This is a genomic window from Vibrio coralliilyticus ATCC BAA-450, assembly GCF_000176135.1.
Lineage (GTDB): Bacteria > Pseudomonadota > Gammaproteobacteria > Enterobacterales > Vibrionaceae > Vibrio > Vibrio coralliilyticus.
In genome coordinates, this window is sequence record NZ_ACZN01000016.1 from 281039 (window position 1) to 303810 (window position 22772).

At 45.1% G+C, this 22772-nt stretch carries 8 protein-coding genes; 4 read left to right on the forward strand and 4 right to left on the reverse strand.

The window, feature by feature from the left end; genetic code table 11:
• The first annotated feature begins 42 nt into the window (after positions 1 to 42).
• From VIC_RS12520 to VIC_RS26055, 4 genes are all read left to right on the forward strand, one after another.
• Positions 43 to 2460 carry a M9 family metallopeptidase gene (locus VIC_RS12520; protein ID WP_006960237.1) on the forward strand — a complete coding sequence of 806 codons (2418 nt, stop codon included), beginning with the start codon at positions 43 to 45 and terminating at the stop codon, positions 2458 to 2460.
• Positions 2461 to 2714: 254 nt separating this feature from the next.
• The gene (locus VIC_RS12525) at positions 2715 to 3908 is read left to right on the forward strand and encodes a DUF3103 domain-containing protein (RefSeq protein ID WP_006960238.1); all 1194 of its coding nucleotides are present in this window, start codon (positions 2715 to 2717) and stop codon (positions 3906 to 3908) included.
• 415 nt (positions 3909 to 4323) lie between these two features.
• On the forward strand, positions 4324 to 11118 hold the full coding sequence (locus VIC_RS12530) for a tandem large repeat (RefSeq protein WP_039951885.1): 6795 nt from the start codon (positions 4324 to 4326) through the stop codon (positions 11116 to 11118).
• Between the two features lie 528 nt (positions 11119 to 11646).
• Positions 11647 to 18294: a tandem large repeat gene (locus VIC_RS26055; RefSeq protein ID WP_152472524.1), complete on the forward strand. Its 6648-nt coding sequence runs from the start codon at positions 11647 to 11649 to the stop codon at positions 18292 to 18294.
• Between the two features lie 57 nt (positions 18295 to 18351).
• Here VIC_RS26055 and VIC_RS12540 read toward each other — a convergent pair whose 3' ends face one another.
• From VIC_RS12540 to VIC_RS12555, 4 genes are all read right to left on the reverse strand, one after another.
• Complete coding sequence (locus VIC_RS12540; RefSeq protein ID WP_039951887.1) at positions 18352 to 18807, reverse strand: hypothetical protein; 456 nt, start codon at positions 18805 to 18807, stop codon at positions 18352 to 18354.
• 185 nt (positions 18808 to 18992) lie between these two features.
• Positions 18993 to 20780 (reverse strand): aminopeptidase P family protein, encoded by a 1788-nt coding sequence (locus VIC_RS12545; RefSeq protein WP_006960244.1) that lies wholly within the window; start codon positions 20778 to 20780, stop codon positions 18993 to 18995.
• Entirely contained in the window at positions 20777 to 21772 is a 996-nt protein-coding gene (locus tag VIC_RS12550; RefSeq protein ID WP_006960245.1) for an ABC transporter ATP-binding protein, read from the reverse strand. Before VIC_RS12550 ends, VIC_RS12545 begins: the two co-directional genes overlap by 4 nt.
• Positions 21773 to 21781: 9 nt before the next feature.
• The gene (locus VIC_RS12555) at positions 21782 to 22771 is read right to left on the reverse strand and encodes an ABC transporter ATP-binding protein (protein ID WP_006960246.1); all 990 of its coding nucleotides are present in this window, start codon (positions 22769 to 22771) and stop codon (positions 21782 to 21784) included.
• Position 22772: the final 1 nt, after the last annotated feature.

Here is a 22772-nt window from a genome sequence, read left to right on the forward strand (position 1 = left end):
ATAACGCAGCTCCAAATCATTACAATAAGTGTGGTGTTGCGTATGAAGCACAATCAACGTTTGTTTATTCCCAAGAAAATTGCCAGCGCTTTGCTATTAGCTGGCATCAGTTTCAATGCCTTATCTGCTCAGGAGTGTGAGTATGAGTTGCTTTCGCACTCTTCTGACTGGCTGACACAGATCAAACGCGCAGATTCGTCGTGTTATCACTCATGGTTCAATGCGCCTGAAGAAGCAGCGACGGGCATCTACAGCGAAACGTCAATAAGACAAGTACAGCGTGAGTTGCTTGAAGAAGTGACGCAGTATGAGGGAGATGAGCAGCAGGCTAAGCGAATTGCCAACCTTAGTGAATTTATCAAAGCGGCGTACTTTGCGCGTTACTCAACCCAATCAAGCTATGGCTATTATTCTGAAGAGTTGAGTCGTGAGCTTGCGCAAATTTCAGCTCGATTCTTAAGTAGCCAATATGCTCAAGCGCTGGGCCGCGAACAGGTACGTGCAATGTCTGCGATGAGCATAATGGTCGATAGCGTGAAACAATTACCTACCGCAATGCCTGCCATGTTAGACCTGCTCGAAAGCTTCAACCACCAAAATAGCCAGCGGCTGCAGTATGTAGATGGATTAAACAATTTGTTCAGAGCGATGAGTGGTCACGTGGCGCGAGATTATTTTTATGCGGATCTCGCAGCTCACCCTGAGTATTTGGTGAGGCTGGAGCGGTTTGTTGATCAGAATCGCTGGGCACTGGGTACAGACGCTGAGTTTCTCATCTACAATGCGGTACGTGAATCTGGCCGGCTATTGGCGAGTAGAGATGAGAAGCTACGTAACCAGGTGATGGCGTTTATGAAACGTACGCTAGAACGTAATGCGATCGGCAGTGAAGGCGAACGTTTATGGATTGCGGCTGCGGAGATGATCTTGTTTTATGCGCCAGAGGAAGGCAAAAAACTAAAGCTTGAACAAAGTAAATCGCAACTTGAACTTAGCCTTCTTCCATACCGTTACGAATGTCAGGGTGCCGCGATCATACGTTCGCAAAACTTATCAGAGCAACAATCTGAACAGGCGTGTGACGTTCTGTCAGCGGTTGAAGCCGATTTTCATCAAGTGGTGAACTCTGGTTGGGCTCCGGTCGATGATGATCACAATGATAATGTTGAAGTGGTGGTCTGGAAGGACAATGATGCTTACGTTACCTACTCTAATTTTCTGTTCGGCAACAGCACAGACAATGGAGGGCAATATCTAGAGGGTGATCCATCCAAACCTGAAAATGTGGCTCGCTTTTTAGCTTACCGCTACGACTTCAGTGATGAACTTGCCATCCTAAACCTTGAGCATGAGTACGTTCACTATTTAGATGGCCGTTTTAACCTCTATGGTGACTTTAGTGACACTTTAAGCCGTGGTCGTATGGTCTGGTGGCTGGAAGGATTCGCAGAGTATATGCACTACCGCAAAGGTTACCAAGCGGCGGTAGATTTAATTGAACATCAGCCACTGTCTTTCAGCGAAGTCATTGAAACCACGTACGAAGATGACGTAAACCGTATCTACCGCTGGGGTTATCTCGGGGTTCGGTTTATGTTGGAAGAGCACCCTCAGCACATGGCTCGTTTATTAGAGTCTGCAAGGAGAGGAGACTATGTGACTTGGAGCGAACAAGCGAAGCGTTTGGGTGTTGAATTCAATGACGAGTTTGAATTGTGGCTAGAAGCAGTCTCATCTGCCGATTCTGACTCTCACAACGATGACGGTGAGAAAGAACAATCGCCCCAAGGCTCAGCAGAAATAGTGAGTTTTGCCGCCAACCATTCTCAGATCTTTAGCGCTAACGCCTACGAGGAGCATCTGTTTTACATCGATATCCCTGCGGAAGTGACAGAATTCTCCGTTTCGATTGAAGGTGATGGGGACGCTGATCTATATGCAAGTTACCAGAGTGTTGCGCACTACTATGAGTACCAGCTTTCGGACTTTCAGCGAGGAAGTCAAGAGTCAATCGAGATTGAACCACAGCCAAACGGGTACATTACGCCGGGTCGCTACTATTTCAGCTTAACAGCCCGCGAATCATTTGAATCTGTCAGGGTGACAAGCAAAACAGTCACTCAATCCCCTACCGTTGAGCAAGATGACCTGACGCCAAAACTGATGCCAGCGAATGAACCCCTGCGAGTAAAGGTGAATAAGACACGTTATGTGGGTATGTATGTTGAAAGACCAGCCACGGTTCGGCTTTGGATAAACGCGTTAGACGACATTCCAAGTAATGTGGACGTATTTATAGGCAAACATTCTTGGGCAACACGTGAAGACTTTGATGTAGCTAGTCAGCAAACTGGTAGCAATGAGTTTGTCCAGTTTGAGGTAGAGAAAGCAGGTTATGTTCACTTTACGTTAAGCGCCGAACAGCAAGGTGGAGAAGTCGAACTTTACGCCACTTATTAGAAAGGACAAAAGAGCACTTAAGGTGCTCTTTTAGCTAATAATATTATGAATTGCTTATTGATTGGATTATTAATTCGCACATTCTAATTTAGATAAGATTAAATATCATACAATTTGGTTAAAAAGTGATCTTGAGCTGGAAAATGGAACAAAAAGCAATCGTTTTACTTCCACTTATTGATATTGCTGATAGGTTTTTATGTGTAGGGCAAATGCTCTATATAATGATAAAAATTAAAATAAGGATCATTTTTATGAGACCAAATCTATCTATTAGCATGATGCTTGCAACGGCGGTGGTTGGCTTCCAGTCGAATGCGCAGACTGTAGACACAACAGATGCTCAATCTAAGGCTGAGGCGATTGCACAACAGAAACAGTCCATCGCTTTGCAGATCAGTGCTCGCTATGCTGATCTTGAATCCTCTATCAAGTCACAGATTAACGAAGAGCATCTATCAGCACCTCTGAACAACCTACAGTCTGCTCAGCCATATTCTGCGTTTAGTCAAAAAATGCAAAAAGCGGATCGTAGCTATCGCGCCATGAAAGGCATTAGTGAGTACAGTGATTCAATCATGGAGCTGCGTATCGCGGACGCTTCAATGGTGAAAAACTGGAAAGAGGGTGAAAGCCCACTGTTCGCGTTCGAGCCTTCAGGTGATGACTCTAACTGGCAATTTATCGAGGCGTATGATGTTTATGGCCAGGTGCATCAACTGGATGTTTATGAGATGCCAGATGTGCCTGTATTGGTTGTCGATAGTAATGGCGCAGAAGAACTACGTGCTGGTTTGATGGCCATGCAAGCAGAAATGAAGCGTTTAGGTCAGGATACGGAGCTGACAACCAATGATTCTGCACCAAAACCGGCTGCTAAGATGAGTAAAATGAGCCGCTCGGTCATGGCTGCCGATGTTGAGCCTCTTAACACCACTCAGTTGACCAAAATTCGTTTAAATGATGACCAAGAGCCTTGGATTTCTGGCAAAGCTGAAGTCTACGCCATCATTACTGGTGTCGATCCAAGTCGCGTTGAACCGGAAATTGATTTAGTTGAAATGCCTTACCTTGACTACGATGGTCAAGACTATTACCCAGGACAGACAATGGTGCTTTGGCCACGTTACCGCTGGGGCGCTGTCGACATGATCCTGATGGAGCAAGACGATGGTACTGACTACAAAGAACTGGCGAAGCTATTGGTCAAAGCCGCTGAAGAAATCCTTAAAATGATTCCGGATCCTGAAGTTCAAGGCTACGCTATCATTGCTCAGATTACCGGTAAGATAATTGACGTGATTCCAGATGGCTTACTAACCAATGATGACGACTACGTTGATGTTTATTATACCTTGATGCAGAACACAACTTATGTCGATCGTCCTGGAGCTGGTGGCAATGCTGTCGCGACCTTCAAGCCAGTAACAATTTCACCGACTGAATAATTAGCGACAACCCATCTACATTTAAGAGCGTATATTCGAAAGGATATACGCTCTTTTCGTTGTTATCCTTCTTATCCATCTGGGCGCAATCCGCACTGAGTATCATCAGTCATTGAGTGGCACTCCAGATAGTTCCTTTGGCGACAAAATGCCATCAGTAATATGATAAACATGGTTGTTACATGAAGCCTCAAATAGTCACCTTATGAATTGATATTCTGTGTTTGTGAACTGGTCGTATTTTATAAATCAACTAAGTGAACTATAGTGATTCTGTATTAACTTAGTGTTTTGATTGAAGTTTAACCATTTTCAAATACATGAATGCGTGACATTTTTAAACCTTGCCACAGAAGATTTATGAGTGATCTAGATCTCATAAATAAAAAAAATATTGTCTATTGATGTATAAGAAATGCCAATTGAACGGCATTTTGACTACTACAACAGTGCTAAATACCTCTCTGAATTTCTTTTTTCTTATCAAAAGTTAGCCACAACCCTGACGATTTTTCCATATCTAGTGGTGATTCGCCGCGTTGTTATTATTAGTGCCAAAAATATACTTGAGCCACTTTTTTTGCAACGTCACTTCGGCACCATGTTGAGATTCACTAATAAAATTAAACTTATTCTCACCATCCTGTCCATCCTGTCACTAAGTTCCTGTGGCGGCGGTGGTGGAGATGGGGACTCTTCACCACAGTCACGTAAAACGGGCACTATCACCGGTACTGTATTCGATGCACCTATCTCTGGTGGTGTAGTGACGGCATACGAATATAAAAACGGCGTGTTAGGTCGAGAGTTAGGCCAAACTAAAACGAACGCGAGTGGCGAATACACTCTGAACGTAGACTCTGCCTCCATGCCTGTTTACATAAAAGTTCAGGGTGGTGGGTATCGAGACCCGTTCTCAAATAATGTTGTTAGGACGAGCTCTAACGGTGTTATCGAACTGGCCAGTGTGATTAATTTTTCCGAAGGTGAAACTGCGCAAGTGATGATCACCCCTATGACCTACATGGCTCAAGGGCTAGCGGAGTACAAAATCAAAAGGGAAGGGCAAAGCGCATCATCTGCAATCAATAGCGCGCTAAGTACTATTAATTCAATGTATGGCTTTAACGTTAACACGGTTAACCCTATTGATATCACAACAGGCGGACACGACGCTGTAGCGACAGATGGCCATAAATACGGTGCGCTGTTAACAGCCTACTCTTCCTATGCTTATTCATTTTTGGAAAACGACTCGACGGGTGCCGAGACTTATACGTCAATCAACCTAGCCAGAATTGGTTATGACGATATTGTTGCTGATGGCTTACTAGACGGAAAAGTACTTGATGATAGCCGAGATTTCTTAGAAGACGCGCGCTTTGGTACTCAATATATCACTTCCGATTTTTACACTCACTCGGTAGCTGAGCACACACTGATCGTGGTTAGTGATCCAAATGTCAATGTTTCAGGTACGCCAGTTAATCAGTACGAAACTACAGTCAATCACCTCAATAATCTAGGGACTAGCGGTGGTGAAGGCTCAATACCGTCGCGTCAGCCGAAAGAAATGGATAAAAACGCACCAACTGCAAAGCGCTCAGACACTAGTGTTTTGGTTGGTACGGAGTCAATGGAAGTCACACTGGAAGACGAGACGGGTGTTGAAGGTTTAAGTGTGACTGTTAAATATCTTGCGAAAAATACAAGCGATCCAAGCACTGGCACCGAAGTAGAAGTATTGTGTGAGCAGGATACCGCTTCAATTTGTTGGTTGGATAAAACCAGTTTTGTTAAGGGGCCACGTAAAACGACTTTGAAAGTCTTCGTCAATACAACGTCCCTTGATGAGAGCGTCTTTACAGGCACTGTAGACGCAAACTTAATCGTTAGAACGGTCGATGTCCTAAACAATGAAGATAATTCAGGCATCGCACTCCCATTTAAATGGGATAATGTTAAGCCTGTGATTGAGTTTACATCCAGCGAGAGCGTACGAAATACAGACGATAACAATAACAAGATCGAAACGTATATTCTTAAAGGGATAGTTAAAGAAACGTTGAACGATATCGTTGATCAGTCAGTTTATTTGACGATTGCGAGCTCTGGCGACCCAATTAAAATTGAGTGTAAAGAGTTAAATACTCAATGCCAGTTTAGTTACAGCTATGAGACGGAATTATTTTCAGCCAGTGTTGAGTTTACCGTTGCTGCAACGGATATTTATGGTAACAAGGGTGAAGCAAGCTATACAGTCTATAAGGATGATCAACCACCTCAAGTATCCCTAACTTTTTCAGAAGCACTTTTTAATTACAAACAGACTGATGGCAGTGGGTATTCTGGATTATTTGATCAAACTACATTCCCTTCAGGTAGCGTTGATAGTCTCGATCGATACTTGGATATTGATTTTGCTCTCGCCACCTCTGGTTTAAACGAAACCCATGAAGGTTTGAACTATAAGGATTTCGAGCTTTCAGAAGGCGTATTGCAAAGTAATTCAATTCCCTACTTTATTGCTACGATTAAAGACTTAAGTGATAGAAATACCTACGGTTCATCAGCAGATGACTTAACCTTAAGAGTTGAGTACCTGCGTAAGCGCTCGACAGAAGATAAATACTCACTTGTAAGTACAAAGACGCAGGTTGCCAGTGAGGCATTTGACGATAATAGTGGTATTCCTTTCAAGCGACTTCCTGACGAAAGTTCAGAAGAGCGTGTGTTCTCAATGGACTACTATCTTCCACTGACGGCGGATCTGCTGAGTGACTTCGCCAACGCATCAGAAGGTGATTCACAGCTAATCCAAGTCAGTGTGGAAGACCCGGCTGGCAACTCTAGTGACCCACAACAGGTTTACTTTAAAACCACTTTTGAAAGACCGACGTTAACAATCGTCACTCCTTTTGTAGGCGCGATAGCCACAGTTGAAGGCTGGAATGAGGAAAGTAAAAAGTTCGAACAAATACAATCGTGTACGGACTTCACGCATTCCACGACGAATGTTGCTACCTGTTCTATGCCTTACAACACTCGGATCCAATTCTACAATCTGTTCAGAGTGACGTTGCAAAATGGTCAGGATACTTATTATCACCAGTGGTCTAACAGTTCTAAAGACGATGCTGTGAAGTATACGGCTGACTTTGCAGATGCAGCAGGTGCTATTGGAACCTATTTCACTAAAGCAGAAACCAAAACCATTTACCTCACTGAGTTTTCCGCTTACCACACAGGGTTGTTTGAGTATCTATGGAATAAGTCGGCTAAAACGGTAAATGACGCTGAAACCATCCTGACGGATGTGGCAAAGGCCATAGTCGGTGATAGTGACAGTAAACCTCTACTGGGATTTGACCCTTTCAGCAGTAGATATGCGACCAATGAAAACATGATTTCAGTACCCGATAACCCTGCTACGGCTTATCAGTACCGCATTCTTTTAGAATCATTGGCGGGCTTATCGAGTGAAACGACGTCTTTAGAGTACGCTTTTGCTTTTTACAAAGACCTAAAAGCAGATGGCTTAGCGAACGGTAATGCAGAAAGTGATTCTGGAAGTGATGCTCAGAAGCCAATTCAAGTTGGAGACAAGTATATTTCCATTAGTGCGGATACTTATAGAGAGAATCTAGCTAAAGGCTATTACGATCTCGCAGTTAGTTATGGTGTGGATTCTCAAAATGCTGTTGCTCAGGCAGATGTTTTTGCAACCGCTAACCCGACAATAGATGACACCCCAATATTTAAAGACGCTGGTGGGAGTATTGATAACGAGCCACCAGTAGCAATAGTGTCAATGGATACCACTCAGGATGATGGTGCTTACGTTGCGGTGAGCGAAAATGTTTACACTATTGCGGGCAAAGTCTATTCGCTAATAACGGTGACCGATATCTCTGGCGTAGACTTAGCCGCTTCCGAATTCAGAGTCTATTGGTACCATTCTGACAATCCAACGGAAAGAAAAGAGACCAACATAGTTTTTGAGGAGGCGAGTGGTGATACTTATGAAAAGAAACTTAAGTTCGCCATCGACTCCACAAACGCCCTGTACCAGGGCGTAACTCGTTTTGAGGCCTATGCAACGGTACTGAAAGACGTAAAGAACAATACGTCTAACGGAGAGGCGTTACTTGCCACATTCAATGTCGATAACGTGGCACCAAAGGGTTTGGTTGAGAAGACAGAACCTGAATATCCCGTTGATGGCAGTGCAGTCGATGTAACGGTCAAGTTCGATAAACCAGTGAATCAAGTAGAAGCAACAATCGACGACATCAAAATTGATTTCGGCGAGTCAAGTCAGACGAAAACTGAGTGGGTTGGTACATCTCTAGGCGTAATGAGCCTGGAAGTCAATGAAACGTCGAAATCGATTAAAGTAAAAAATACATATAGTGATGCATTGGGTAATGTTGGAGCAGAACTTACAGCCAGCGTCGGTGTAAAACCAGTCATTACTATCAATGACGTAGCAACAAACAATATCATTCAACATGGTGATGAAGATATCAGTGCTGTCGTGATCAGTGGTACCACCAAGGGGATAGAGTCTGGTGCGAAACTATCTTTGACGGTGACCTCAGAGAAAGGTGGTCGTAAGGACATTGATAAGTATGAGCCTGACGATTTTAAAGATTTAAAGGTACAAATTGACGGCACTTGGTCTCAGACGGTCAGCTTCCAAACTTGGGAAGAAGCAAAGGTGTCTATCAGTGTGTCTGGCACGAATGATCAGGGTGGGAATACGATTCAGCCTAAAGCAGAGGAGGTTACGTATAAAGATAAGGTTCTTCCCTCACTTAGTGAAAGCGGCAGTATGATCCAAATGTCTGGTGGAGCGGAAACGTCTCTGGCAGATAGCGTACTGGTTGATGGTAAAGCTGCCAAAGTAACCCTGAAATTCAGTGAGCGAGTTACTGAGCCGACGGCATCTCTCAATAGCCAGAGCATTACTTTTGACCAGCCTCAAGGAGGTGTTTCTGACCAATGGGTGGGGCAGACAGCAGCATTAGACTTACCTGTCAATGCATCAACTGCAAAGTTAGAAGTATCGTACCAAGACACTGCAAGTGAACCAAACCCTGGTTCTTTTAGCAAAGATATCGATCTTAAGCCGGTTATTGCTATCAATCATATTGATTCATTCAACTCAGATTCTGATCTAGCAAAAAGCTTCGTTATTTCAGGTACATCGAAAGGTATTCAAAATGGCGCGAAACTGACCATTAAAGTGTATTTGAAAGATGAACTTAAATATCAACATGAAGATGTCCAGGTTACTAACGGTGTTTGGACTCTTGATCCGAAAAACATCTCGACGTGGGAAAGTGGTGAAATAAGAATCACTGTAAATGGTGAAAACGATAAGAAACTAGCAGCGGAAGAGGCGAGCCTAGCGATAGCATTTACAGACGACATACAGCCAAGCGTTCAGAGTGTGGTGCTGAGCCCAGAAAAGCCAGCGGATGGTGAGGAAGTGACAGTGACGGTGACGTTCAGTGAGCCGGTGAGTGGAACGACAGGGACACTGGACGGTCAGGCGCTGAGTTTTACAGGGCCATCAGAGACGAAATCGGTATGGGTTGGCACATCTACGGTGGATGTTGGTGTGGGTGAACTGTCAATGACCTTGCAGCTGAGTGGTTTTCAGGATGCCTCGCTAAACGCGGGGACGGATGACCCACGAACGGTGACGGTAACGCCAACGGTGACGATAACTGCGCTGGATAAGATTGACTCAACGGAAGTGAGTGATGTTGTGGTATCGGGTACTGGTGTGGGTTTGGTCAAAGATGACGAAGTGACAGTCACGGTGACGTCTAAAGTGGACAGCGATAAGCATTGGACGGAGACGGTGAGCATCGGCGTGGACGGTAGCTGGAAGACTTCGGGCGTTGACATGTCTGCTTGGCCTTTGGGTTACGTTACGGTCGTAGCGTCGGGCAAGAACGCGAACAATGTCGTCAGTCAGGACGCGGTTGATGAGAATGTGGAGATTATCGATACAGCGGAGCCAAGCGTTCAGAGTGTGGTGCTGAGCCCAGAAAAGCCAGCGGATGGTGAGGAAGTGACAGTGACGGTGACGTTCAGTGAGCCGGTGAGTGGAACGACAGGGACACTGGACGGTCAGGCGCTGAGTTTTACAGGGCCATCAGAGACGAAATCGGTATGGGTTGGCACATCTACGGTGGATGTTGGTGTGGGTGAACTGTCAATGACCTTGCAGCTGAGTGGTTTTCAGGATGCCTCGCTAAACGCGGGGACGGATGACCCACGAACGGTGACGGTAACGCCAACGGTGACGATAACTGCGCTGGATAAGATTGACTCAACGGAAGTGAGTGATGTTGTGGTATCGGGTACTGGTGTGGGTTTGGTCAAAGATGACGAAGTGACAGTCACGGTGACGTCTAAAGTGGACAGCGATAAGCATTGGACGGAGACGGTGAGCATCGGCGTGGACGGTAGCTGGAAGACTTCGGGCGTTGACATGTCTGCTTGGCCTTTGGGTTACGTTACGGTCGTAGCGTCGGGCAAGAACGCGAACAATGTCGTCAGTCAGGACGCGGTTGATGAGAATGTGGAGATTATCGATACAGCGGAGCCAAGCGTTCAGAGTGTGGTGCTGAGCCCAGAAAAGCCAGCGGATGGTGAGGAAGTGACAGTGACGGTGACGTTCAGTGAGCCGGTGAGTGGAACGACAGGGACACTGGACGGTCAGGCGCTGAGTTTTACAGGGCCATCAGAGACGAAATCGGTATGGGTTGGCACATCTACGGTGGATGTTGGTGTGGGTGAACTGTCAATGACCTTGCAGCTGAGTGGTTTTCAGGATGCCTCGCTAAACGCGGGGACGGATGACCCACGAACGGTGACGGTAACGCCAACGGTGACGATAACTGCGCTGGATAAGATTGACTCAACGGAAGTGAGTGATGTTGTGGTATCGGGTACTGGTGTGGGTTTGGTCAAAGATGACGAAGTGACAGTCACGGTGACGTCTAAAGTGGACAGCGATAAGCATTGGACGGAGACGGTGAGCATCGGCGTGGACGGTAGCTGGAAGACTTCGGGCGTTGACATGTCTGCTTGGCCTTTGGGTTACGTTACGGTCGTAGCGTCGGGCAAGAACGCGAACAATGTCGTCAGTCAGAACGCGGTTGATGAGAATGTGGAGATAATTTCACCTTAGCATCCTAACACCTAATCGCTGTAAATATGAAAAAGAGTAACCACCTATGTGGTTACTCTTTTTCTTTATAAATTAATTGCTTGCACTCAAATTAACGAATAATCATTAGGTTAATTTACCTTTATATACAACATTCATTATCAATATGAATTTATTATTCTAATAATATTAGGGTTTTAAATTAATAATTGATATTTATTATTCTGGTGATTGGTATGTCTGATTTTATTTAAAGTATATATTTATAAATTTTCTGTTTTATTTTTTAGATGTATTGGTTGTTATTTATTTATATTAACTGAGAATTGAATTATGTTGTTTACTTCTAATTTTTTAAAAAAAATATCCTAAGCATTTTTTATAAATATTCATTAGTAATCATTTCTACTGTTCTAATAGTGAAATTTGTTTGTATATAAATCTATTTTTTATCTGTTTGTATATAGATCGTCGTTCTTATTCTTATTATCTCTGGTTATTTTGCCGCGTTGTCATTATTAAATCGATAAATATACTTTAGCCACTTTTTTGCAACGTCACATCGGTACCATGTTGGTATACAAAAATATAGCTAAGCTTTTTCTTACGATCATAGTTATCCTGTCACTGAGTTCCTGCGGTGGTGGGGGCGGTGGTGATTCATCACCAAGAGCCAGAGACAAGGGAACGATATCTGGAATCGTTTTTGATGCGCCTGTCTCTAAAGCTGTGGTTACGGCTTATGAATATCAAAATGGCAAGGTGGGGCGTAAACTTGGCTCAGCAACGACGACACCATACGGCGAGTACTCAATCGAAGTTGATGCATCGTCAATGCCTTTGTATATCGAGGCTAAAGGCGGGGCTTATAAAGACCCTTTGACAGACGACATTGTTGAGACGAGTGAAGGCAAGCCGATACGCATAGTCAGTGTGATTAACTATGGTGAAGGAAATGATCAGGATGTGATGATCACACCTTTAACCTACATGGTGACAGGGCTAGCCGAATATAAGATCAAGAATGGCACTGAAGCATCTTCTGCAATTGATGACGCGTTAAACACCATAAACGCTATGTATGGGTTTAATGTCAATTCTGTTAAACCCATCGATATTACCCGAGGCGGAATTAGTGGTTCTGCTAGCGAAGGGCATCGCTACGGTGCGTTATTGACGGCTTACTCTTCTTATGCTTATGACTTTATTGATGAAAATGGTAACGCGGGTAATGTCTATAGTTCGTTGAACCTGTCAGATATTGGCTATAGAGATATTTCTGCTGATGGTTATCTCGATGGTCAGGAGTTGGATAGAACGGGGTCATTTGCCGAACAAATTTATTTTGGTTTAGAGGAAGTCACACCTGATACGTATACCAACCAAATGGCCGAGCATACGTTAGTTGTTGTCAGCGATCCTAACCTTAATGCTTCCAAAACACCTATTGATGATTACCTGGCGATGACTGAGCACCTTAATGCATTGGGAACAAATGGCTCTGCCGATGGTGCCATTCCAGAGCGTGAAGAAACAGTGATTGATGATCAACCTCCGGTCGCAACACGATCTGATGAAGGTGTTTTGAAAGGTATAGCGTCTATTGACGTAGCTCTAACTGATGCGGTGGGAGTAAAGTCGGCGAGCGTAACTTTAAGACACAAATTTGACGAAGGGGACAGTTGGAGTGATTTTGCCTGCTCCTCGACACCTAATGACGGTGATATATGTTGGGTTGATGTTAGTGAGTTCGTTGAAGGAACAAGAGAAACAAGCCTAACAGTCTATATTGATACAGAGAAATTGGATCCTGCTAATATCGAACAAGAGCCGGAAGCTTATTTGTTAATCCAAGCCACGGATGTTATGGGTAACAGCAGTGGCCTCCTGTCAGGCTCTGAGATTCCATTTGAGTGGGACAACATTGCTCCAATCATTGAAATAACCTCGGCTGAAACTATTAATAGTGATACTGAAACCTATGTGCTTAAAGGTTTAGTCAAAGAAAACCCTAAATATTTGAAAGGTGAACGCGTACTTGTTTCGTTATCCAACGGAGAAGATGAACCTTATCTCTGTACCGAAATCTATGTAGACGAAATTTGGTGTGAATTTGAGACGATTGGTTATTTAACCGAAAACTTTGGCGATAAAGCCAACTTCAGAGTTACTGCAGAAGACGTCCACGGTAATGTTGGTGTTTTGGATTTCACATTATATAACGATAACACTCCACCCACGATATATCTAACATACCCCAACTCGCTCTTTAATGTTGAAGATGATGCAGGGGATGTGTACCAAATTGATTATTCTGATACTACTTACAATCATGAATCGGTAGAAAGTGCGACTGAGTACTTAAAAGTACTTTACGATTACGCTTCAAAAGGCTTGGCCGCCACACTAGGTGCCATTGACCCTGATCTTGAGTTTACAGATTTCATTGGGCAAGACTTAGTTGATCAATCCGTACCGTATGTGTCTGCGACGATAAGTGATCAAAGTGATGGGGAAACGTATGGGTCTTCAGCGGAAAACCTGACGTTGAGAGTGAAGTATTATTCCAAAAAAGAAGGTGAAGAGACGTATCGCTATCACTATACCGCAGAGCAAGTTGCCAGCGACGCTGTGGTCGGTGAGAATAAAGGGATTCCTTTTGAAAAACTAGAATTTGAAGACGATAATACCGTACCTCGCATGACGTATATTATCCCCTATGTGAAAGAAGTACTAGGGCTGACCTATGGAGACAAAACATCGCAAGACATTCAAAAATTGGTTATCTCCGTTTTGGATGCTTCTGGCAATGAAAGTGTACCGGAAGAAGTCTACTATCGTACCTCATTTGATATGCCTGAGGTGACGGTTGTTACTCCGTTTATTGATGCTCAGGTAAGGTTAGAAGGTTTAAGCGCATCTGGCTCGTTCAATTATCTGAACTCATGTGACACAGTGCAAGTTGAAGGGCAAAAGGATGTAGCGAGTTGTACAATTCCTTACGACTCGTCAGGTTATGAGTTCTTTAGGGTGTATTTAGGTAGCAAGAGTAATACACATTATTATCAATGGAGCCTCGATCAAAATACTCCAGTTTATATTCCTGCATCGGTTAATGTTGGAGCTTACTTTTCAGAAGTAGATAAAAATACTCTATACATAACAGAGTTTTCTACCTACCACACAGGGCTATTTGATAGTCAGTGGAATAATTTAAACGGTGATGAAAAAACTACAGAAAACGCCCGTCTGATTCTGGATGAAGTGAATTCCGCTCTAGATACGCAGGAACGTTCAATGCTTGGGTTTGATCCTGTAACAACAGAGTACGCGACTAACCGAATGTTAAACTCGGCATTGCCTGATCCATTGACCGATAAGTTTATCTATCGTTTCTTACTGGAAAGCTTAACTAACATGGCAGGGGATAACTCGGCAGAGAATTCGAGCACCTTCGACTATGCTTCCGCTTTTTATCGCGATTTGTCCTATGATGGGTTGGCTAATGGAGAAGACAAAAGCGGTCCAATAAAAATCGGTAACTACACACTATCTTCTGACACGTATCGTAATGAGCTTGCACAGGGCTACTATGATGTTGCGCATGGAATACACGGCGTAGAATCCAAAGTAGCGTTGGAACAGGCCGACCACTTTGCGAAAGCATATCCGGAGTTTGCCGACCAAAATGTCTTTGAAGATGAAGGCGGTAGTATCGATCAGCAGGCTCCCTCGGTTGTCGTTGCTCCAAATGAGGAGCAAACACATGGATCATTTACAGAAGTAGGCAATGATACTGATTACAATATCTCTGGCATCATCCATTCCAAGGTAACGATTGAAGACATCGCAACAGTAAATGATCAACAGACCGTGTTATCTGCCTATTGGATAGGTAACTCAAAAAAAAAGACGCCAACCAGTATAGAGTTTACTCTCAATGATGCCGAATCAACAGAGTATATAAAGGTCTACGACTTCATCATTAACTCTTTGTTACCCGAATATGATGGAGTCGAGAAGTTTGAAATCGAAGCGACAGTCGAAGATGGAATTGGGAATAGTGAAGGCCCTTATATTGCGTCAACCTATTATGTAGACAACGAACCGCCTGTTGGCAGTCTTACTACAGTGGTTCCTGAATATCCAACTGAAGCAGATGATGTAACGGTAACACTACAGTTCGACGAACCAGTAACCGCGGTCGCTGCAACATTTGACGACATCGATATTGATTTTGGTGAATCTAAAGACTTCAAAGAGCTATGGACTGGGACAACGTCGGAAGTCATTTCACTCAACCCTGATGAGAATTCAAAAAAGTTAGTGGTGAGTGCCTATCACGATGAACTCAATAATGTTGGTGCTGAGTTCACCGAGGACATCATTGTTACGCCGGTCATCACAATCGATGACGTTACAGATAACAACATTGTTGATGACGAAGAAGATAACGTTACAGATATAACCTTTAGCGGGACAACGACAGGATTTTTAAAGGATAGTGAGCTTTCAGTCAATGTGGTTTCAGACAAGCGCCCGAACATCGATAAGTTTGAATTCACTGAGGTCAAAGTAAACCAAGAGGGTGTTTGGTCTATATCTAATCAAGATATGTCCAGCTGGGAAGAGTCGGACTTCACGATTGAGGTGACAGGCCGAAATAGCGAAGAATCTGAGTATGTGACTGAAGATAAGCCCTCCAGGTACGTTGATAGTATTGCCCCGGAAGTCATCCAATCTCAAATTTCAATGTCCGGTTCCGCGGTGACTTTACTTCCTGTTAATTCGGACGAAGTGCTGATTGATGGGGAAATCGCGACGGTCACGTTGACCTTCAGTGAGCGAGTGAGTAAACCTGAGTCGCTCCTAAACGGACAACTCATAACCTTTAACCAGCCAGCCGATGGTGATGTGGCCAAAACTTGGGTGGGGACGAGCCCAGAGCTTGTCCTTCCTGAGAGTGAATCGACATCGAAGCTAGTCGTTACAAACTACACAGACACAGCGGGCGAGCCAAATTCAGGGGCTCCTTATGAGAAGACGGTTGACGTTAAACCAATCATCCTTATCTCGGACATTGAAGACTTAACGACCACCGAGGCGACGGACTTTGTGGTATCAGGGACGGCGCGAGGGTTTGAGAATAACGCTCAGTTAAGGGTAGTGGTTTCGAGTGACAATCCAATTAATGAAGATGAGGAGCTTAATCTTACCGCGAAAGTGACCAACGGGATTTGGACGACGGCACCAGAGGATATTTCATCATGGGAAAGCGGTACCTTGACCATCACGGTGGACGGCGCGAATGATGGTGGGCAGGCGGCGGAACAAGCGTCTCAGGAAGTCGTTCTAGAGGATGATATTGAGCCAAAAGTGAATGGGATTACCGTGAACTCAGGAGACCCTATCATAGATAACCAAACGGCTTTTGTCAGTCTGACCTTCAGCGAGCGCGTGGAGAATGTTGTTGCGAATGTTGATGGTGTCGATGTGACGTTTATCTCTCGAGATGCGGCGAAGACGGTCTGGGAAGGGACCACGTCGGGTGTGGTGACGCTGAACGCCAATGAGATGTTCAAAACCGTGACCGTAACGGAATATCAGGATGCGCAAGGCAATAGCGGTGAGGAAGACTCAAGTGAAGCGCCGGTGAAACCCGTGATTGAGATTACGGAGCGAGGTGACTCGATTGGTGAAGACGAATCGAGTCGAGTGGTGATTTCTGGTACTGCAAGAGGCTTTAAAACGGGCGATAAAGTGACGGTTGTAGGTCGCCTAGAATCAGCCCCCAATAAACACTACTTTAATGAAACGGTAGACGTGGCTGGAAGTGGAACATGGAATACTCCAGAGCAAAACATCCGTGATTGGCCAAGTGGGGATATTAATCTCACGGTTGTTGGTCAGAATAATAATGGTGTGGCGGCGGATAGTGCAAAAGACACTATTACCTACGAGGATGCCACGCCTCCAACAGTTGATGGTGAGATAGTCTTTAGTCCAGAATTTCCTGTGGATGGCCAGAACGTAACGATTACGGTGAATTTCAGTGAGCTAGTGACAGGCGTGACAGCGACCGTAGGTGGTGTGGGTGTGACTTTCACTGGTGATGAACCCGCCCAGCAGTGGGTAGGTGAAACAGAGGGGCCGGTTACGCTATCGTCCAATGAAGACACGATTACCGCGGTGGTGAATAGAGGCTACCAAGACCTTTCGGGTAATGAAGCGGGCAGTGATAAAGAGACAGCAACTGGGGTGAAGCCAGTATTGTCTCTAGATACCGTGGAAGATAACAATCAGATCGACTCTCAAGAAGCTGAGCATGTTGTTATCCATGGAACAGGCATAGGCTTCGCTGGAGATTCGCAAATGATTACCGTTACAGTGACCTCGCAAAAAGAGTCATCTTTTAATTGGCAAGAAACTGTGTCTATTTCTGAAGATGGAGTTTGGACTACAAACAGTAATGGTCAGGATATGTCCGATTGGCCATTAGGGTTCATTACAGTAGAAGTCTCTGGCTCGAACCAAAAAGGGATAGCCGCAGAGTCTGTGTCGAATGATAAGGTATCTATTGTGGATACCTTGCCCCCAAACGTAACGAGGGTGGAATCTCTCACGCCATCTGAACCTGAGTTTGATAGTACAGTGAGTTTAACCATCAATTTTGATGAACCTGTGAAAGAGTTGTCGGGGACCTTTGCTGGCGTGCCGATGAACTTCACTAAAGTTGGTATGATTGGTGAGTTATCTGATCAGTGGATGGCCGAAACGGAAAATGGGATAGATTTGACGGCGGGCAGTGCGACGGAAGAGTTCATATTAAACACTTTTGAGGATGCTTCAGGTAATGCCGCAGTGCGAGAGTATAAAGAATCGTTTTTTGTTAAACCACTGATCGAAATCGAGCCAGTAACAGGTGACAATACAATCAAACCTAATGAAATCAATGGCTTTTACATCACTGGGCAATCCAAAGGTATTGAACAAGGTGGAACGCTCAAAGTTAAAGTCAAGCAGGGCTGGCAAACAAAGTACACTGATGATGTAACTGTCGAATCGAATGGCTCTTGGTCTACTATCGAGGTGGATGGTGCCGACTGGAGGCCCGGAGAAATGGAAGTTCAGGTGACTGGGATAAACAGCGGAAATGTGAGTGCAGACCAAGCGACTCAAACTATTACCATTCAATAACAACTAACCTCACCTGAGAATAAAAGAGTAAATACCCTGCGTATTTACTCTTTTTTATTAGCCTTTTTCGCAAGAAAGCTGGTTTCCCGATTGCGCCGTCATTGAAATTTTACTTTCATTCACTGCCTTCAATTTCCATTTTTCGGTTACGGTAGGAAAAAGCTTATCAGTGATAACTTTCTGCAATTTTTCAGGCGAGTTGTCTGAAAAAGTAGTCTCCAAACTATCAATCACTTCTAGCAGAGAAGCATTGCGTTTCATCCACTTCCCGCTACTGAGTATGTTGACGTCATAAGTGATGTCGGTGTCTAAATTGGTTATTTTCAGAAGTGACTCTTTCTCATAGTGTCCATCTTCGAAGTAATGGACGTTGTCACTGTACTTGAGGTTAACGAGTTCGATGGTGGATTCTGCGGAGCATTGCCACTGACCAGAAATGTCTTGTTCAAACTTTGGTGTGGTAACGCAGCCGTATATGGCAAGCGTAGCGATTAGAATAGATAGCGATTTCATGGTTTTAATATTCCGACCCAATACATCAGTGGAAGTGTGTTGGTATTTGTATTGATTATTTATTTGCTGGAATTCTATCAGTATTGGTTATGCTGATCGATATTGATAAATCACAAATCTATCAAATGGTTAGTCGTAAAAAAGCCAACCTTACGGTTGGCAAAGAAGTTACAAAGGACAAATGGTTAAATCGGCTTTGTGGCCGAATTCAGCCAATTCTGGGTATCTGAATCCAAATATGGGCTGAGTTGTTCTAGGCATTGGTGATGGTAGGCGTTGAGCCAGTGCACCTCGTCTTTTAACAGCATGGATTTATCCAACATGTTAGTCGCAATGGGCGCTAAAGTTATGGTTTCGAAACCATAAAACGTCCCAAACTCGTTTTCTTCCAGTTCAACCACTTTGAGGATATTCTCAATGCGAATCCCGTATTGATCTTGACGGTAAATGCCCGGTTCGTTGGTGATCACCATCCCCGGCTCTAAAGCAACTTCTGCTGGGTTTTGAGAGAAGTTCTGCGGCCCTTCATGGACATTCAGACAGATGCCAACGCCATGCCCAGTACCACATTTGTAATCTATACCGTGTTGCCACAGAACGCCGCGTGCCATGATATCCAAATTAGCGCCAGTGGAGCCTTTCATAAAACGGGTTTGGGTGAGACGAATCACGGCCTTGAGTACTAAGGTGTAGTCGCGACGTTGTTGCGCCGATGGCTGACCAAAATGGAAGGTGCGGGTAATGTCTGTCGTCCCCCCTAGATATTGACCGCCTGAATCGACTAGAAAGAACTGGCTTTCATCAACGCGGTAATTGCTCTTATCGTCGGCAGCATAGTGCATTTTCGCACCATGCTCGGCGAAACCAGCAATGGTTCGAAAGCTCTCCCCAATATAGCTGTTAATTTCCTTGCGGTATCCCATTAAGGTTTGTTCAGCGTTGAGCTCTGTCACCTTACCACTGGGCACTTGTTCGTCTAGCCACTTCATAAACCTGACGACGGCGGCGCCATCTTTGCGTAACGTCTCCTCCATGCTGGCAAGCTCAGTGTGATTCTTACGTGCTTTCATAGCAGTGACTGGGCAAGCCATATTGAGCAAACGTACTTGAGAAGGAATGTGACTGATCAACAAACTGTCGGTGTTTCTGCGATCATGAATGAGTACTGAATCAGGAGTGAAAGCTTTTAACGTCTTGCTAAGCTGCGTGTAATCTTCCATCTCTATACCGTGCTCCGTCAGTGTAGCGATCACGTCAGATGTCAGCTTTTGCTTGTCGACAAAGAGTTGGCATCTGTTAAGGGTAATCAGCAAATAACTTTCAGAAATTGGGCAGTATAGGGTGTCGCCGCCGCGAATATTGAGCGCCCACATCACATCATCAAGAGAGGAAACGAGCAGGGCATCAGCCGCTTTTTGCTCGAGTACGCGACGAATTCCTGTGATTTTTTCACTTGCTGTTTGTCCTGCAAATTCGAGTGGATGATTGAACAAAGGCGCGCTCGGTCTTGCAGGGCGGTCGGCCCATATTGGGCTGATCAAGTCCTGAGCAAGGACTAGCTGTATCGACTTGGCTTTAAAGGCGGCTTTCAACTCCAGATAAAATTGCTGGCTGATGCTCCGTCCATCAACGCCTACTCGACTGTATTGCTCTAAACTGCCGGCGAGATACTGTGCAATGGTAGGAGTTTCCGGTAAGCGGGCTTTAAACAAGGCTAACCCCGAGCCCTGTAATTGCTCGGCAGCTTGGATATAGTAGCGCCCATCTGTCCACAGGCCGCCAGATTGTGTCGTGATGACGGCGTTACCCGCTGAGCCAGTGAAGCCTGAAATCCACTCTCTTGCCAGCCAGTAATCTGCCGAGTATTCGCTGGAGTGTGGATCATTGTTTGTCACTATGTAGGCGTCAAATTGGTGCTCAGCCATTTTCTCGCGCAGAGCATTAAGGCGCTGAGGAACGGTCGTTAAGGTCATGTGTTATAAGTTCCTATTTGTGTATGAGTACAGAAAATCTGATGGTCTGAATGCCCGCTAAGTGTGGGCTTTTGTTGAGCGCACTGGTTACTGGAGTCCGGGCAGCGCGTTCTAAACACGCAACCACTTGGCGGATTGAGAGGCGAGGGAAGGTCGCCGGGCAATAGCTGAACGTTCCTCTGTCTTGCCAAGGTAGGGTTGGCAACCGGGACCGCAGATAACAAGGCTTTGGTATAAGGGTGATGAGCGTTATCAAAGACTTTGTCGTATCGACCAATCTCCATCGGCTTACCCAGATACATCACCATGACTCGGTCACTGATGTGGCGCACCACGCTAAGATCATGAGCGATCATCACCATGGTTAGTCCCATCTCTTGCTTAAGATCATCAAGAAGATTGATGACTTGCGCCTGAATAGAAACATCCAGTGCACTAACGGGTTCATCACAAACCACAAGATCGGGCTTGAGAATTAACGCTCTGGCAATCCCAACTCGCTGGCATTGCCCGCCTGAAAACTCATGGGGGTAGCGGTTACGCTGGCTGGCTAAAAGACCGACTTTATCCATCATTTTAATCACGCGATGCTCCACTTCTGAGCGCGACAGGCTGGGTTCGTGGGTCAATAGAGGCTCGGCAATACACTCTGAGATCGTAAGTCTAGGGTTGAGGCAGGCTGATGGGTCTTGAAAGACCATCTGAAACTCACGCCGTTTATCGGCGAGTTGATGTTTCCCCAACGCCAACAGATCTTGTCCTTTCCAGTGCAACTGACCGCTTGAAGGTTCAATGAGCCTTAATAATGCTCGCGCCAGTGTTGATTTACCGCAACCCGATTCGCCAACAATACCGAGTGTCTCGCCACGATAAACATCGAGGTCGATGCCATCCACCGCTTTGACCACTTTGCGTTTACTCGGCAGGATGTGTTTGTTGATGTTAAAGTGCACGCGCAAATCACGCGCTGAAAGCAATACTTGCTGTTCCATGTCGCTCTCCTATGCTCGACGCGCTATCTGAGTAACGGCCTGAGGCCCATTAACATGGCAAGCCAGAGACTGATGTTGTGATAGTGACCGAAATGGTGGTACTGACGCGTTACATTCTGGTCGATAGTGATTACAGCGCTCTTTAAACGGGCAGCCTTTACGTTCTGTGAGAGCGCTCGGTGGGTTACCGGGAATGGTCGGAAGCCTGTCCATATCTTTCGTGATGGAAGGGATAGCTTCGAGTAGGCCTTGGGTATACGGATGAGCAGGGTGGTTGAACAGAGAGTCTGTATCCGCTTCTTCCATCTTCTGTCCACCGTACATGACCAACACGCGGTCGCACATCTCAGCGACCACGCCCATATCGTGAGTAATTAACAAGATTGCTGTGTGAAATTCAGACTGTAGATCGCGTAATAGAGAGAGAATCTGCGCTTGTACCGTGACGTCCAAAGCGGTGGTGGGCTCATCAGCAATCAGAAGTTCCGGCTTACACAATAAGGCCATCGCGATCATCACACGTTGCCGCATGCCACCAGACATCTCGTGAGGGTATTGAGCCATACGAGTGGCGGCGGAAGGGATCCTGACGGCATCAAGCATGGTGATCGCTTCGCGGTTTGCCTCACTACGGTTCATGCCTTTGTGAACCATCAACACTTCGGCAAGTTGTTTACCGACTTTCATAAACGGGTTCAGCGATGTCATCGGATCTTGAAAGATCATGCCGATTTTTTCCGCGCGGATGTGGTTAAGCTGTTTTTTGGACATGCTGAGTAAGTTCTCGCCATGAAAACTCGCTTGACCAGAAACAATACCGTTATCGGCAGTCAGACCCATCAAGGCAAAAACGGACTGACTCTTCCCTGAGCCAGACTCACCAACAATGCCCAGTGTTTCACCTTTGTGGATGTTGTAGGACAGATTACTGACGGCATGAACTTCACCATCAGGCGTTTTGAAACGCACATTCATATCTTTGATCGATAAAATACTCATG